Annotated in this window: 13 protein-coding genes and 1 riboswitch; of the genes, 8 read left to right on the top strand and 5 right to left on the bottom strand. The window is 62.1% G+C overall.

Annotated elements, in window-relative coordinates; genetic code table 11:
- Positions 1 to 68: 68 nt before the first annotated feature.
- The gene (locus tag PR017_RS07875) at positions 69 to 746 is read right to left on the bottom strand and encodes an HAD family hydrolase (RefSeq protein WP_111221820.1); all 678 of its coding nucleotides are present in this window, start codon (positions 744 to 746) and stop codon (positions 69 to 71) included.
- A 210-nt stretch (positions 747 to 956) separates the two neighbouring features.
- Here PR017_RS07875 and rpiA point away from each other — a divergent pair, with 210 nt between their 5' ends.
- From rpiA to gor, 3 genes are all read left to right on the top strand, one after another.
- The gene (gene rpiA, locus PR017_RS07870; protein WP_111221821.1) at positions 957 to 1,664 is read left to right on the top strand and encodes a ribose-5-phosphate isomerase RpiA; all 708 of its coding nucleotides are present in this window, start codon (positions 957 to 959) and stop codon (positions 1,662 to 1,664) included.
- 4 nt (positions 1,665 to 1,668) lie between these two features.
- Positions 1,669 to 2,256 carry a DUF2059 domain-containing protein gene (locus PR017_RS07865; protein ID WP_111221822.1) on the top strand — a complete coding sequence of 196 codons (588 nt, stop codon included), beginning with the start codon at positions 1,669 to 1,671 and terminating at the stop codon, positions 2,254 to 2,256.
- A gap of 120 nt (positions 2,257 to 2,376) precedes the next feature.
- Entirely contained in the window at positions 2,377 to 3,762 is a 1,386-nt protein-coding gene (gene gor, locus PR017_RS07860; RefSeq protein ID WP_111221823.1) for a glutathione-disulfide reductase, read from the top strand.
- A gap of 60 nt (positions 3,763 to 3,822) precedes the next feature.
- Here gor and PR017_RS07855 read toward each other — a convergent pair whose 3' ends face one another.
- Complete coding sequence (locus PR017_RS07855) at positions 3,823 to 5,112, bottom strand: TadE/TadG family type IV pilus assembly protein (RefSeq protein ID WP_111221987.1); 1,290 nt, start codon at positions 5,110 to 5,112, stop codon at positions 3,823 to 3,825.
- Positions 5,113 to 5,365: 253 nt separating this feature from the next.
- Between PR017_RS07855 and PR017_RS07850 the strand changes: the two genes are divergently transcribed.
- Positions 5,366 to 6,739: a class II 3-deoxy-7-phosphoheptulonate synthase gene (locus PR017_RS07850; RefSeq protein ID WP_111221824.1), complete on the top strand. Its 1,374-nt coding sequence runs from the start codon at positions 5,366 to 5,368 to the stop codon at positions 6,737 to 6,739.
- Between the two features lie 197 nt (positions 6,740 to 6,936).
- The gene (locus PR017_RS07845) at positions 6,937 to 7,332 is read left to right on the top strand and encodes a GFA family protein (RefSeq protein ID WP_111221988.1); all 396 of its coding nucleotides are present in this window, start codon (positions 6,937 to 6,939) and stop codon (positions 7,330 to 7,332) included.
- A 30-nt stretch (positions 7,333 to 7,362) separates the two neighbouring features.
- Here the strand turns inward: PR017_RS07845 and PR017_RS07840 are convergent, their stop codons facing one another.
- On the bottom strand, positions 7,363 to 7,893 hold the full coding sequence (locus tag PR017_RS07840; protein ID WP_111221825.1) for a DUF1003 domain-containing protein: 531 nt from the start codon (positions 7,891 to 7,893) through the stop codon (positions 7,363 to 7,365).
- Between the two features lie 188 nt (positions 7,894 to 8,081).
- On the opposite strand from PR017_RS07840, the gene PR017_RS07835 reads away from it, so the two are divergent.
- Both PR017_RS07835 and bluB read left to right on the top strand, forming a co-directional pair.
- A complete protein-coding gene (locus tag PR017_RS07835; RefSeq protein ID WP_111221826.1) occupies positions 8,082 to 8,912 on the top strand; it encodes a TolB family protein in 831 nt (276 codons plus the stop codon).
- Positions 8,913 to 8,950: 38 nt separating this feature from the next.
- Positions 8,951 to 9,150, top strand: a riboswitch (cobalamin riboswitch).
- Between the two features lie 44 nt (positions 9,151 to 9,194).
- The gene (gene bluB / locus PR017_RS07830; protein ID WP_111221827.1) at positions 9,195 to 9,884 is read left to right on the top strand and encodes a 5,6-dimethylbenzimidazole synthase; all 690 of its coding nucleotides are present in this window, start codon (positions 9,195 to 9,197) and stop codon (positions 9,882 to 9,884) included.
- Between the two features lie 4 nt (positions 9,885 to 9,888).
- On the opposite strand, the gene PR017_RS07825 is transcribed toward bluB, so the two are convergent.
- Together PR017_RS07825 and PR017_RS07820 are read right to left on the bottom strand one after the other, a co-directional pair.
- Positions 9,889 to 10,983: a DUF2865 domain-containing protein gene (locus PR017_RS07825; protein WP_240539103.1), complete on the bottom strand. Its 1,095-nt coding sequence runs from the start codon at positions 10,981 to 10,983 to the stop codon at positions 9,889 to 9,891.
- A gap of 213 nt (positions 10,984 to 11,196) precedes the next feature.
- On the bottom strand, positions 11,197 to 13,509 hold the full coding sequence (locus PR017_RS07820) for an NADP-dependent malic enzyme (RefSeq protein WP_111221829.1): 2,313 nt from the start codon (positions 13,507 to 13,509) through the stop codon (positions 11,197 to 11,199).
- Between the two features lie 235 nt (positions 13,510 to 13,744).
- Between PR017_RS07820 and PR017_RS07815 the strand changes: the two genes are divergently transcribed.
- Positions 13,745 to 14,611 carry a UDP-2,3-diacylglucosamine diphosphatase gene (locus PR017_RS07815; protein ID WP_111221830.1) on the top strand — a complete coding sequence of 289 codons (867 nt, stop codon included), beginning with the start codon at positions 13,745 to 13,747 and terminating at the stop codon, positions 14,609 to 14,611.
- Positions 14,612 to 14,617: the final 6 nt, after the last annotated feature.

The following is a 14,617-nucleotide window of genomic DNA, read 5'->3' as shown; positions in this document are numbered from 1 at the left end:
TCGCTTGCCCCGGACAATGACTTTCGACAGGCGGCCCTCGGGTCGCCTGTTTCGTTTCGGGGGATGCGTCAGCGTGCTGCGAGCAGCCTTGCGACCAGTTCGGGCGTCAGTTCGTCGTAGTGCTGGATGATATGGTCTGGCGACAGGTTTGCGATCTCGACGTCGGAGTAGCCGAAGGGGACGGCGATCGACGGGACTGCGGCGTTGCGGGCGGCGAGGATGTCGTTGATGCTGTCGCCAACCATGATCGCCTGCGTCGCATCTCCGCCGGCTTTCTCGATGGTGCCGAGAATATGCTGGCCGTCGGGCTTGCGGACGGGGAAGGTATCGCCGCCAACGATGGTTGCGAAGTAGTGGTCGAGCTGCAGCTTCCGGAGCAGGGTTACAGCCAGAGCCTCCATCTTGTTGGTGCAGACGGCAAGCCCGAAGCCTTCGGCCCTGAGGCGGTCCAAGGCGGAGACGAGACCGGGATAAGGTTTGCTGTCGCCCGGCATGGTCTTGCCGTAGAAGTCAATGAACCGCTCCATCAGCGGCGGCATGTCCTTTTCCTGGAGATCGTAACCGCCGAGCTTGCAGGCCCGCTCGATCATCGTTTTGGCGCCGTGGCCGACAAGATAGGTGAGGTCATCATAACCGACCGGCTCGAGGTTGAGGGCAGCGATCGTATGGTTAAGACTAGTGACAAGATCCGGCGCGGTATCGACCAGCGTTCCATCGAGATCGAAGACTACAGTGGGAGTTTTCACGGGCAGACCGCCTTGGCTAACGGGGAGGGAAAAACGAGCCTTTCCAGTAAAAGATCACGTCCGCCAATGCAACGCCGGCGATCTCCGGCTGCCTCGTGAACGCCTCTCAGGATGCTGCCGCAATTCTTCCGTACCGCCGAATTTTGGCTTCCGTTTGCCAGGCGGGCCGTGTAAACAGCACTCCATCGAAACGGTGGGAGCACGTGGCGCATGGACGCCCGCGAAATGAAGATCAAGGCTGCGGCAGTGGCTCTCGATTATGTCGAGAGCGGCATGCGGCTTGGCATCGGCACCGGCACCACCGCCGAGGAATTCGTCAGGCTGCTTGCCGAAAAAGTCGCCGACGGATTGCGGATCGAAGGCATTCCGACATCCGAGCGGACGGCGCGGCTCTGCATGGAGCTCGGCGTGCCGCTCAAATCACTGGACGAGTGCCCGGAGCTGGACCTGACCATCGACGGCGCCGACGAACTCGACCACAGCTTGCGACTGATCAAGGGCGGTGGCGGCGCGTTGCTGCGCGAAAAGATCGTCGCTGCCGCATCCGGCCGGATGATCGTCATTGCTGACGAAAGCAAGCTTGTCAAAACGCTGGGTGCATTTCCATTGCCCATCGAGGTCAACATTTTCGGGCTGACCGCAACGCGGCTGATGATCGAAAAGGCTGCGGCCAGACTTGGGCTATCTGGCGCCCTAGCATTGCGCCAAGCGGGCGACCAGACTTTCAAGACCGATGGCGGGCACTACATCCTCGATGCATCTTTTGGCCGCATTGCTGATGCAGAGGCGCTGTCAGCCGCACTCCATTCCATACCCGGTGTTGTCGAACACGGGCTCTTTATCAACTTGGCGACGCTTGCGGTCATTGCCGGCCCGGCAGGCGCGCACACGCTTCACGCGCATCATACAGGAGATTGAACACATGATCAAAATAGCGGGTTTCGGCCGCCTGGCCGCGGCAACCGTTCTTCTTTCCGGCATGGCGTTCGGTTCGCTCAGCGCGCAGGAAATCTCCGAAGAACAGATGAAGGCCGCCCGGGCCGCGATCAACGCGCTCGGCATCACCAATCAGTTCGATTCCATCCTGCCGACGCTGGCCGAGCAGCTGAAAAGCACGATGATCCAAGCCAACCCGAATTTCCAGGAAGCTATCAGCTCGACCGTTGACCAGCAGGCGCTCGCGCTGGCTGCCCGCCGCGCCGACCTCGAGAAGGAAGCGGCTGCAACCTATGCCAAATCCTTCACGACGGACGAACTCAAGGCGATGGCTGACTTCTACAATTCGGAAGCCGGTAAGAAGCTGCTGAAGGATGGCCCGATTGCCACCCGCGAACTCTACAAGGCTGCCGACATCTGGGGCCAGGGCATATCCCGCGACCTCGCCAACCAGAGCAACAAGGCACTCGAGAAGATCGTCAAGGTTCCGCCGGCTCCGCCAATTGCCGACGCCGCACCGGCTCCGGCCGCAAAGGCGCCTGCCGCAAAGCCGGCACCTGCTCCGAAGCCCTAATCGCTTCGCATATCTGCTATTCCAAAGCCCGGTTCATCCGGGCTTTTCTTTTTGTCGCCGGTATTCCTATATCAGCATCGATCAAGCCGGCCCGCCGGCATCCAAATTCCAGGAGCTCCCATGCCGTCATTCGATTTTGATCTTTTCGTCATCGGTGGAGGCTCCGGCGGCGTGCGCAGCGCCCGCGTGGCGGCGTCGCTCGGCAAGAAAGTCGGGATTGCCGAGGAATTCCGGTATGGCGGTACCTGCGTCATCCGCGGCTGCGTTCCCAAAAAGCTGTACGTCTATGCCTCGCAGTTCCACGAGCATTTCGAGGATGCCGAAGGGTTCGGCTGGACTGTCGGCAAGAGCACGTTCGACTGGAGCAAGCTGGTCGAAGCCAAGGACAGGGAAATCACCCGGCTCGAAGGCCTCTATCGCAAGGGCCTCGATAACGCCAAGGCCGAGATTTTCGACAGCCGCGCCGAGCTTGTCGATGCCCATACCGTGCGCCTCATCAAAACCGGCGATACGGTGACTGCGGAGCGCATCGTCATTGCCGTCGGCGGCATGCCGAATGCCCACCAGTCGCTTCCCGGCCACGAATTCTGCATTTCCTCGAACGAGGCCTTCGACCTGAAGACGTTGCCGAAGTCGATCCTGATTGCCGGCGGCGGCTACATCGCCGTTGAATTCGCCAATATCTTCCACGGCCTCGGCGTCGATACGACGCTGATCTATCGCGGTGCCGAGATCCTGTCACGGTTCGATAACGACATGCGCCAGGGCCTGCATGAGGCAATGGTCGCCAAGGGCATCAAGATCCGCTGCCATGACGTCATCGAGGAAGTCACCAAGACGGCGGAGGGCCTGCAGGCGCGCACAAAGCAGGGCGATACGCTGACGGTCGACACGGTCATGCTGGCGCTCGGTCGCGATCCCCATACCAAGGGGCTCGGGCTGGAGGCCGCCGGCGTCAAGGTGGACGGTCGCGGCGCCATCGTCGTCGACGACTACTCGCGCACCTCGGTGCCCAACATCTTTGCACTCGGCGACGTCACCGATCGGGTACAGCTGACGCCGGTCGCCATTCACGAGGCGATGTGCTTCATCGAGACCGAATACAAGAACAATCCAACTAAGCCGGATCACCAGCTGATCGCCACCGCCGTGTTCTCGCAGCCGGAAATCGGCACCGTCGGCCTGAGCGAGGAGGAGGCCGCCAAAAAATATGAGGCGCTTGAGGTCTATCGGGCCCAGTTCCGGCCGATGAAGGCGACGCTGTCGGGGCGGGCCGAAAAGAGCATCATGAAGCTGATCGTCAATGCGGCTGACCGCAAGGTGGTCGGCGCCCATATCCTCGGCCACGATGCCGGCGAGATGGCGCAGCTGCTCGGCATCACATTGAAGGCGGGCTGCACCAAGGACGATTTCGACCGCACCATGGCCGTCCACCCGACGGCATCCGAAGAGCTGGTGACGATGTATACGCCGAGCTATCTCATCAAGAACGGCGTGCGTGTCTGACAGGGAAACGTTTGAGGGCAAGGGGCGTGATTTCGCCCCTTGCCCTTGATCTCAGCGCTATCAGCTCGTCAGTCTGGACCCGTTGACGACGAGCATGAACAGCGCATTCATGGCATCGCTGATGCCCTGCGTTGGGCTGACTTCGAAGTAGAGGCCCGGCGAGGCGCAACTTTGCAGCTTGGCAGGGATCTGTTTGCTGAACGGATTGATCCACGCCATATACCAGGGATTATTCGGCAACGGCAGATAGGTGGTATATAGAATTGCGATCTTGACGCCGCGGTTCTTCAGGGGCGTACAGAAAGATGTGTCGATCGGCTCCTGGCAGCGGGTACCATTCAGCGGTGCGGTGCAGCCGACCGGCTTGATGCTGTCGCCGACGCCATCCGTCACGAAGAACAAGGTCTTCTGGGGGCTGCTGCTGGTGTAGCCATTTCCCGGTGTCGGGATTGTGGTATTGAGCGCAGTCAGGGCGGTGTCGAAACTGGTCTGAGCATCGCTGTTGTAGTTCTGCTGAGGAATGGTCATGAGGTCGACGGCGCTGGTATAGCTCTGGACCTGCGCCAAGTCGGATGTCAGGGGGGAGATCGTCGTCAGCGCCGCCGTTTCCGCCGCCTTACCGAAGGTATAGACCGCCATGCGGTATTGGTCGGAGGTACTGCGCTGCGTCGTTGCAGTGGTTGTCAGGCTCTTCGTTGCCTCACGGACGACGTCGATTCGCATCGTCACGTTGAGGCTTTTTGCCAGCGTATAATTGTCGTTGCCTTTATTCACGCCCGTCTCATGGCAGGCAAAGGCGCACTTGTCCGAGGTATGACTTTCCATGAGCGCCACATCGGTAGGCGTCGCGCCGACGCCCATGGACGGGGTGTTGTCTATGAGGATGTAGAAATCCATGTAGGTCTGCGTCTGGTTTTGCGCTGTGGCCTTGCCTGCGATGGAGATGGTGTCCTGGCCGATGACATGCAGGAACGTCGTCGGCACTGTTGCCGTGAAGCTGACGTTCGACTGAAGCGTGTTGCCGGTCTTGGTGACGGCGATGGCCACCTTGACGTTGCTGCTGGTGAGCGCCGCGCTGTTCTGGGCAAAGAACAGCGAATTTGCATCGGTCTGGGCAACCGTGACAGTGCCATCCGATGTCATTGCCATGGCAGCGCTTACGCCAGCCGCTTTCTCGGCAAGTGAACCGACGGCGGCGGCGTCAGCCGCAGCATACAGCTGGTTGCGGATATTCAGCGCATTGGCGAAGTCCATGGCCATGCCTGCCGTGCCGACCATAGGCACAAGCAGCAGCGCCGTCATGATGCCGAAATTGCCGGATCTGTCTTTCCAGAGGTTTTGAATGCGCATTGTCGCTAGCCCGCTCGCAGCTTTGCCGTCATGGCGATCGGTCGCGGCTATCATCGTCGCGGCGTGTGCGCGCTTTATAGGGTAGTTTCATCAACAATCCGGCAATTGCCGTGGTTTGCATTCGGTTAAGATCTGCATCCAAAAGCGCATCGAGTAGTCCCGCTATGCAAGGCGCGCGCAAAGGGATATAAGCCGCGCTTATTTCCAAATAGCGGGAGAACCGGCGGAGACCGGGCGGAAACAGGTGAGCACGATGGTACAGAATTGGTCCCCCAGCAGCTGGCGGCAGAAGCCTATCAGCCAAGCTCCGGAATATCCGGACAAGGACGCCGTGACGGTCATGGAAGCGCAGCTCGCGACCTATCCTCCGCTGGTCTTTGCCGGCGAGGCGCGTCGCCTGAAGAAGCATCTTGCCAATGTCGCCGAGGGCAACGCCTTCCTGCTGCAGGGCGGAGACTGTGCCGAGAGCTTCGCCGAACACGGCGCCGACAACATCCGCGATTTCTTCCGCGCCTTTCTGGAAATGGCCGTGGTGCTGACCTTCGGTGCGCAACTGCCTGTCGTCAAGGTCGGTCGCATCGCCGGGCAGTTCGCCAAGCCGCGCTCGTCGAATGTCGAGACGCAGGGCGACGTGACACTGCCGGCCTATCGCGGCGACATCGTCAACGGCATCGAGTTCACTGAAAAGGCCCGCATTCCCGATCCGGAACGGCAGATCATGGCTTATCGCCAGTCCGCCGCGACGCTGAACCTTTTGCGCGCGTTTGCCATGGGTGGCTATGCCAACCTCGAAAACGTCCATCAGTGGATGCTCGGCTTCGTCAAGGACAGTCCGCAGGGCGAGCGCTATCGCAAGCTTGCCGACCGTATCAGCGAAACCATGCAATTCATGAAGGCGATCGGCATCTCGGCAGAAAACAATCCGAGCCTTCGCGAAACCGATTTCTTCACCAGCCACGAAGCATTGCTGCTGGGCTATGAAGAAGCGATGACGCGCATCGATTCGACGTCGGGCGACTGGTACGCGACCTCGGGCCACATGCTGTGGATCGGCGACCGCACACGCCAGCTCGACCACGCCCATGTCGAGTATTTTCGTGGCATCAAGAACCCTATCGGGCTGAAATGCGGCCCGTCGCTGACGGCCGACAACCTGCTGGAACTGATCGACGTGCTCAACCCTGCCAACGAGGCCGGGCGCCTGACGCTGATCTGCCGCTTCGGCCACGACAAGGTCGCCGACAACCTGCCGAAGCTGGTGCGCGCCGTCGAGCGCGAGGGCCGCAAGGTGGTGTGGTCCTGCGATCCGATGCATGGCAACACGATCACGCTCAACAACTACAAGACACGGCCATTCGAGCGCATCCTGTCGGAAGTCGAGAGCTTCTTCCAGATCCACCGCGCCGAAGGCACGCATCCCGGCGGCATTCACATCGAGATGACCGGCAAGGACGTTACCGAATGCACTGGCGGCGCCCGCGCTGTCACCGCCGACGACCTGCAGGATCGCTATCACACCCATTGCGATCCGCGTCTCAACGCCGACCAGGCGCTGGAGCTCGCCTTCCTGCTGGCCGAGCGCATGAAGGGCGGCCGGGACGAAAAGCGTCTCGTTGCCGCCGGCTGAGCAGCGTCGACATCCCAATCGGAACGGGCTGGTCGCAAGACCGGCCCGTTTTGTTTTGGTGTGTCGCCAATCCTGTAGGCCGGTCAGGTCTCCCGGTCGCCTGTGAGCTGGATTGATGCTGCGATGATGATTTTAAATTTGACCCGATCCCGTCGCCATCCGATGCTGCAGGCCGGGGTTAATCGAGGGGCTGCATGATGACAGAAGAGAACAACGGTTCGTGCCTTTGCGGCGCCGTGAAAATACGGACGACAGGTCCGCTCAGGGATGTCGTCGGGTGTCACTGCTCGCAATGCCGCAAGCAGACCGGCCTCTACTTCGCCGCCACCAACGTGGCGACCGACCACGTCACCGTGGACGGCGGTGAGAATGTCAGCTGGTATCGCTCCAGCCCCGCTGCCAGCCGCGGGTTCTGCAAGACCTGCGGTTCCGCGCTGTTCTGGGTTGCCGACGATGCTGACCAGATCTCGATCATGGCCGGCCTGTTCGATGATCCGAACGACCTGAAGATGGGGCATCACATCTACTGCGCCGACAAGGCAGGCTTCTACGGCCTCCACGACGGTCTGCCCCAGTTCCCGCAATCCGACTAGCCATCGTCCTCAACGTCAGTCCCGTCGACGCTAGGCCTTTGCCTCCAGCAGCCTCGTAATGCGGCCCACTTCCTCCCTGAGGGCGGACAGCTCGGTCAACACCTGCAGGTCGATCTTCTCGTGCAGCGACAGGACTTCCAGCTCGGCCTTGAGGTTGACTTCGTAGTCCTTGGCAGCCTCGAAGCGGTCGCGTTCGGTCTGGCGGTTCTGCGACATCATGATGATCGGCGCCTGGATGGCTGCTATCATCGAGAGGATCAGGTTGAGGAAGATGAACGGGTAGGGATCGAAGGCGCGCGACGACAGCAGGATGGTGTTCAGCACCGTCCAGGCGACCAGGAATAGCAGGAAGGAGACGATGAACGCCCATGATCCGCCGACGCGCGCGATCCCGTCTGCGAGCCGTTCCCCGACGGAGGCGTTTGCGGAAAAGGCAGCGTTGACGTCCGTCGAGATGACCTTGCGTTCGCGGGCCCGCTTGAGCACCCGCTTCTCGATGACGCCGAGGTCGTCCGACGATTTATCGAAGTGCGAGTGAAAGAAGTTCGGGAGGTTGGGCATGCGCGGCTCCGATGTTGCTTAGCGGCAGTATTCGGTTGCCGCGATGAATTGCAACGGCAAAACATGGGATTGGCGCTACCTCACGCAATTGCGTCCGGTGCAGCCGGTTGATGTCCGGTGGGCGAGCCGTTAAAACCTCCACGGTCGCTGTTTTGTTCTGGCTGGCGGCTTTCGAGGATGGGTGAGACATGCGCAGTTCGGTCGAGATCTTCAACATTGCAACGGGTCGAAGCCGGGTCGTCTGGCAGACCGATCGGCTGGTCGAGGCGCCGAACTTTGCGCCGGACGGACGTTACCTGCTCGTCAACGATGACGGGCTTCTTTGCCGCCTGTCTCTCGACGGGCTCGCCACTGTCGAGCGCGTCGACACAGGCTTTGCCAGCCGTTGCAACAACGACCATGGCATCTCGCCCGATGGCACGCTGATCGCGCTCTGCGACAAGGTCCAGTACGGCAAGTCCTGCATCTATCTCGTCCCGGCGGAAGGCGGCGTCCCCACGCAGGTGACGACAAACCTGCCGTCCTACTGGCACGGCTGGTCGCCCGACGGAAAGCATGTCAGCTACTGCGGCATTCGCGGCGATCTGTTCGACATCTACACGGCCTCGGTCGAGGGCGGCGCGGAGACGCGGCTGACCCATGGCGAGGGCCGCAACGACGGGCCGGACTGGTCGGCCGATGGCGCATGGATTTATTTCAACTCAAGCCGGACCGGCCGTATGCAGATCTGGCGTATCCGACCTGACGGTCGCGACCTGCAGCAGGTGACCGACGATGCGTTCGGCAACTGGTTTCCCCATCCATCGCCGAAGGGCGACAAGGTGGTGCTGCTCTCCTACGATGGCGACGTCTTCGATCATCCGCGCGATCTCGACGTCCGCCTGCGGCTGATGGACATGGATGGCGGCAACATCACGACGTTGTTCGAGCTGTTCGGAGGCCAGGGGACGATCAACGTGCCGAGCTGGTCGCCCGATGGCGAGGAGTTCGCTTTTGTCCGGTACGAACCGGAGCGCTGAGCAGGCCCGCGATCCGCTTGCCATCGCCAGCCAGATCGCGCATATCTCCTTCATCAGGTGCCCGCCCAGGCGGGAGAATCGGGAAGCCGGTGCAAATCCGGCGCGTGCCCAACGCTGTATGGCGGATGGAGATGCACGGGGGACGGTCAGTTCTCCGATATGCCACTGGTTCCGACCGGGAAGGCAGCATCGCCAGATGAAGCCAAGCCAGAAGACCGGCCTGATAAGATAGACTGATCCCGCGAGGACGGCGGGCGGTTGGCATTGTTGGGGATAGAAACGATGCGACCTGACTGCAGGGACGATCTCGTCCGGGCACACGCTTTTTCCGTCGCCGAGCGCGACGCCATCTACCACGCGATCGAAACGCGCAGGGACGTGCGGGACCAGTTCCTGCCGCAGCCGCTGCCGGACGACCTGATCGCAAGACTGCTGCGTGCTGCCCATCACGCGCCTTCTGTCGGCTTCATGCAGCCCTGGAATTTCATTCTCGTGCGCGACACCGCCATCCGTGAGAAGGCCTTCGAAGCCTTCGAGCGCGCCAATGGTGAGGCAGCACTACAGTTCGAGGGTGCTCGCCGCGAGAGTTACCGGTCGCTGAAACTCGAGGGTATCCGCAAGGCGCCGCTCAGCATCTGCATCACCTGCGATCCGGATCGCGCCGGGCCCGTCGTGCTCGGCCGCACCCACAATCCACGCATGGATGCCTACTCGACAGTCTGCGCCGTGCAGAACCTCTGGCTCGCGGCGCGCGCCGAGGGTGTCGGGGTCGGCTGGGTCAGCATTTTTCACGATGCCGATATCCGGGCGCTGCTCGGCATACCGGAGCGGATCGAGATCATCGCCTGGCTCTGCCTGGGGTTCGTCGACGAGCTCTATGGCGAACCGGAACTCGCCGTCAAAGGCTGGCGGCAGCGGTTGCCGCTGGAGGATCTGGTGTTCGAGAATGGCTGGGGCCAGCCGCAGGGCTGAGGGCCTATTGTTGGGGCTGCTCGCCGGGTGCGGCCGGACGGGTGAGGTCTAGCTTGCGCTGGTCGGGCTGCAGGAATGCCGGGCCGACCTGGCGGATGTTGCCGGCGGACGGATCGTAGGGCCGTTCTACCGGCGGCGCATCGCCCTTTGCGGGGGCCGTCGGCAGTGCCGGCGGCGACGCTTTCGGGATGATCGTCGTGATCGAGCCTTGCTGCGTGCCTGCGGCCGGAGCCTTGGTCAGTGCATTCTGCTTTCGCATTTCCTCGTAATAGGCCGGCAGGTTGCAGGTGCAGCTGGTCTTTTCGTTCGGCGGCCGTTTGCGGAAGGCGAAGGCGTAGGGCATGGCACTGTAGGGCGTGCCTGAGGAGGCCGATACCATCGCCGATGTTTCCTGATCGGGCAGGCGGTGGAAGAACAACTCGGTCTTCACGCCCGGGCACATCCTAGCGCAGGTTTCGCCATCCCGCTGGAAATCGCCGGGCGATGCATTCTGGGTCATCGGGAAGAAGCCGCCATCGCAGGTGCGCACACAAACCGTGCGGACATTGCCGCCACCATAGGATTGACCGAATGCGTAGCTTTGGATCGGCGACTGCGGGGCTGGTTCGTTGCCGGAGGGGCCGCCGCTGCTGTCCAGCGTGGTTGCCCCCGGGGTTGCGGGGTAGCTGGGCTCGATGCCAGCCTGAGGGGGCGGGCGGTTGGTGATAATGGTATCGCCGCTGTCCTGATCTTCACAGCCGTTGGCGCGCAGCGCTGCGGAAAGCTGGTTGCGCGTGGGTCCTTCCGAAACGTCTCCGCGCTGCATCTGGTCGCGCTTGGCGACGAGCTCCTGCAGGTTCTGCTGCATGCGCTGCAGGGTGTCCTCGATCCGTCCGCAGGTGCCGTCGTCGTCACCGTTTATGATCACCATGCTGCCGGACGAGCACTCGTTGTCCTCAAGGTCGTTTTCGACCTTTCGCAACTCGGACACTTGCTCGGCAATGGCGGTGCGGTATTGCCGGAGTTGGCGGTTCGTCCCGACGGTTTCGCTGAGATTGGCCATCTGGCCGCGCAGGTCGTCGCAGATTGCGTTTGTCTGGGCAGCCAGTGGCGCTGCCATCGCCAAGGATGCGGCAAGCGCCCAAAAAGAATGTTTCCAGCCCACTGTCACGCCTTTGGCCTGCTCCGTTCGGATGGTTTCCGCCTCAGCCGGGGCGCAGGCGCATTTCATCCATTATCACGCGCAAGATCTGGCGCCCATAGACTTGCGCCAGCCCTGCGCTCGGCGTGAGGTGGTCGACCGCCGGGCCGATGCCCGGCGATCCCGTCAGTATCAGCCGGGCTGCGACGCCTCGACCACGGCCACGGCTGCCATGTTGACGACGCCACGGGAGGTGACCGAGGGCGACAGGATATGGGCCGGCAGGGCCGTTCCGAGCAGGATCGGGCCGACATGCAGCCCGTCGATCATCTCCTTGACTACGCCAAGCGTGATGTTGGCCGCATCGAGGTTCGGGAACACCAGAAGGTTGGCCTCGTCGGTCAGCGTGCTGTCCGGCATGACCCGGCGGCGCAGATGCTCGGAAATCGCGCTGTCGCCATGCATTTCGCCATCGACCTCGAGATCCGGGGCTGCAAGCCGGATCAGCCGCAGGGCATTGCGCATCTTCGTGGCGCTCTCCGATTCGCGCGAGCCGAAGTTCGAATGCGAGACGAGGGCGGCGCGTGGCGTGATCCCGAAGCGGCGGATCTCCTCGGCTGCCAGCACAGTCGATTCGGCAATCTCTTCCGCCGTCGGATTAAAGTTGACGTAGGTGTCCGTGTAGAAAGTGTTGCCGCGCTGCGAGATCAGCAGGCTCATGGCCGAGAAGTCGCGGACATTGTTACGCTTGCCGATGATCTGGCGGACGACGCGCAGGTGCCGCTCGTAGCGGCCTTCGAGGCCGCAGATCAGTGCGTCGGCGTCGCCACGCTTCAGCGCCAGTGCGCCGATGACGGTGGTGTTGGTGCGGACGATTGTGCGGGCTGCCTCCGGGATGACGCCGCTGCGGCCGACAAGCGAGAAATAGAGGTCGGCGTAGTCGCGGAAGCGCGGATCGTCTTCCGGGTTGATGACTTCGAAATCGGTGTGCGGGCGGATTTTCAGGCCGTAGCGCTTCAGGCGTGTCTCGATGACGCTGGGGCGGCCGATGAGGATCGGCACGGCTGTGTTTTCCTCGAGCAGCACCTGGGCGGCGCGCAGCACGCGTTCGTCTTCGCCTTCGGAAAACACGACGCGCTTCGGCTGGGCGAGCTTGGCGGCCGCAAAGATCGGCTTCATGACGAAGCCGGAGCGGAAGACGAAGCGGTTGAGCGTATCGAGGTAGGCGTCGAAATCGGTGATCGGGCGAAGCGCCACGCCGCTATCTTCCGCAGCCTTGGCGACGGCCGGGGCGATGCGCAGGATCAGGCGGGGATCGAAGGGCGAGGGGATCAGATATTCCGGGCCGAAGATCGGCGTCTCGCCTGTGTAGGCGCGGGCGGCAACATCGGACGGCGCTTCGCGGGCAAGGGCTGCGATGGCGCGCACTGCGGCCATCTTCATTTCCTCGTTGATCGTCGTCGCGCCGCAATCCAGCGCGCCGCGGAAGATGTAGGGGAAGCAGAGGACGTTGTTGACCTGGTTCGGGAAATCCGAGCGCCCGGTGCAGATCATCGCGTCGGGCCGGGCGGCGCGGGCGAGTTCCGGCATGATTTCTGGGTTGGGATTGGCGAGCGCCATGATCAGCGGCTTTTCGGCCATCTGTACCAGCAGTTCCGGCTTCAGCACGCCAGCGGCCGACAGGCCGAGGAACACATCGGCGCCGCCGATCGATTCGGCCAGCGTCCGCTTGTCGCTCGGCTGGGCATAGACCGACTTCCACTCGTCCATCAGCACGTTGCGGTCGGTGTAGACCAGGCCCTCGATATCGTGGACCCAGATGTTTTCGCGCTTGGCGCCGAGAATGACCAAAAGGTTGAGACAGGCGAGGGCGGCAGCGCCGGCACCGGATGCGACGATCTTGACGTTCTCGATCGTCTTGCCAGCCAGTTCCAGGCCGTTCAGGATGGCGGCGGCCACGATGATCGCAGTGCCGTGCTGGTCGTCGTGGAAGACCGGGATCTTCATCATCTCGCGCAGCCGGCGCTCGACGTCGAAGCACTCGGGCGCCTTGATGTCCTCGAGATTGATGCCGCCGAAGGTCGGCTCCAGTGCCGAGATCGTCGACACCATCTCGTCGACGGTCGGTGCCTCGATCTCGATATCGAAGACGTCGATGCCGGCGAACTTCTTGAACAGGACGGCCTTGCCTTCCATCACCGGCTTGGAGGCGAGCGGACCGATGTTGCCGAGGCCGAGAACAGCCGTGCCGTTGGATATGACGGCCACGAGGTTGGCGCGCGAGGTATATTCGGCGGCCATTTCCGGGTTGTCGCGGATGGCGAGACAGGGAGCGGCGACGCCCGGCGAATAGGCGAGCGCCAGGTCGCGCTGGTTGCCGAGCGGCTTGGTCGCCTGGATCTCCAGCTTGCCCGGACGGGGATAGCGGTGGAAGAAAAGCGCCTGTTCGTCGAGGTCACCGCTGGTCATGTTCTTCTGTGCCTTCGATGCATCCTGCGGGTCCATCACGCTTCTCCATTACCATTCGTCTAACGATTTCACGTCACTGCATACAACAATCCTCGGGGGTGCACAGTACGGAATTGTGGCGGGGCGGCAAGATTTTGCCGATGCGCGGCAGGGTAAGCTACGCCATCTTCGCGCTCGAATTGGATGTGATGTCATCTTCCTGAAACACGAGTCTGATTATTCCGGGCACAGCGAAGATTGGGGCACGGGCATTACGTTCGTGGAGACATTGATGGACACTCGACACTTCCGAACCCTGTTCATTTCCGACGTTCATCTGGGATCGAAGGCCGCCAAGGCGGACTATCTTCTCGACTTCCTGCGCTATCACGAAGCCGATACCCTGTACCTCGTCGGCGACATCATCGACGGCTGGCGCCTGAAGCGCAGCTGGTACTGGCCCCAGGATTGCAACGACGTCGTCCAGAAGATCCTGCGCAAGGCGCGCAAGGGCACGCGCATCGTCTACATCCCCGGCAATCACGACGAATTCCTGCGCGATTTCCCGGGTAGCCATTTCGGCGGTATCGAGGTCGCCCAACGGGCGATCCACACCACTGCCGACGGCAAGACCTATCTCGTGCTGCACGGCGACGAGTTCGATGTCGTAGTGCGCAACGCCCGGCTGCTCGCTTATCTCGGCGACTGGGCCTACGACGTCGCCATCGTGTTGAATATCGCGCTCGCCAGCATTCGTCGCCGGCTTGGCATGCCTTACTGGTCGTTCTCGGCCTGGGCCAAGCAGCAGGTCAAGCATGCGGTCAACTTCATCGGCGAGTTCCAGCGCGTGGTGGCCGAAGAGGCAAAGCGCAACCATGCCGACGGGGTCATCTGTGGCCACATCCACCACGCCGTCATCGAGGACATCGATGGCCTGCGCTACATCAACACCGGCGACTGGGTGGAAAGCTGCACGGCGATTGCCGAGCACGAGGATGGCAGTTTCGAACTGATCACCTGGCGCCAGATCCTGGACGCCAAGCCTGCTGCGGCCGTTGCAGAGAGCCGCCAGGATCGCCTGCCGTCGCGCCCGGCCATGGACCTTGCGCTGATGATGGCCGAAGCAAAAGCGGCATCCGGTTTGACCGCCGCCGAGTGAGCCGAC

The organism is Rhizobium tumorigenes, from assembly GCF_003240565.2.
GTDB classification, from domain to species: Bacteria; Pseudomonadota; Alphaproteobacteria; order Rhizobiales; family Rhizobiaceae; genus Rhizobium; species Rhizobium tumorigenes.
Note: the sequence above shows the minus strand (reverse complement) of the source record. Positions and strands in the feature narration are given on the sequence as shown.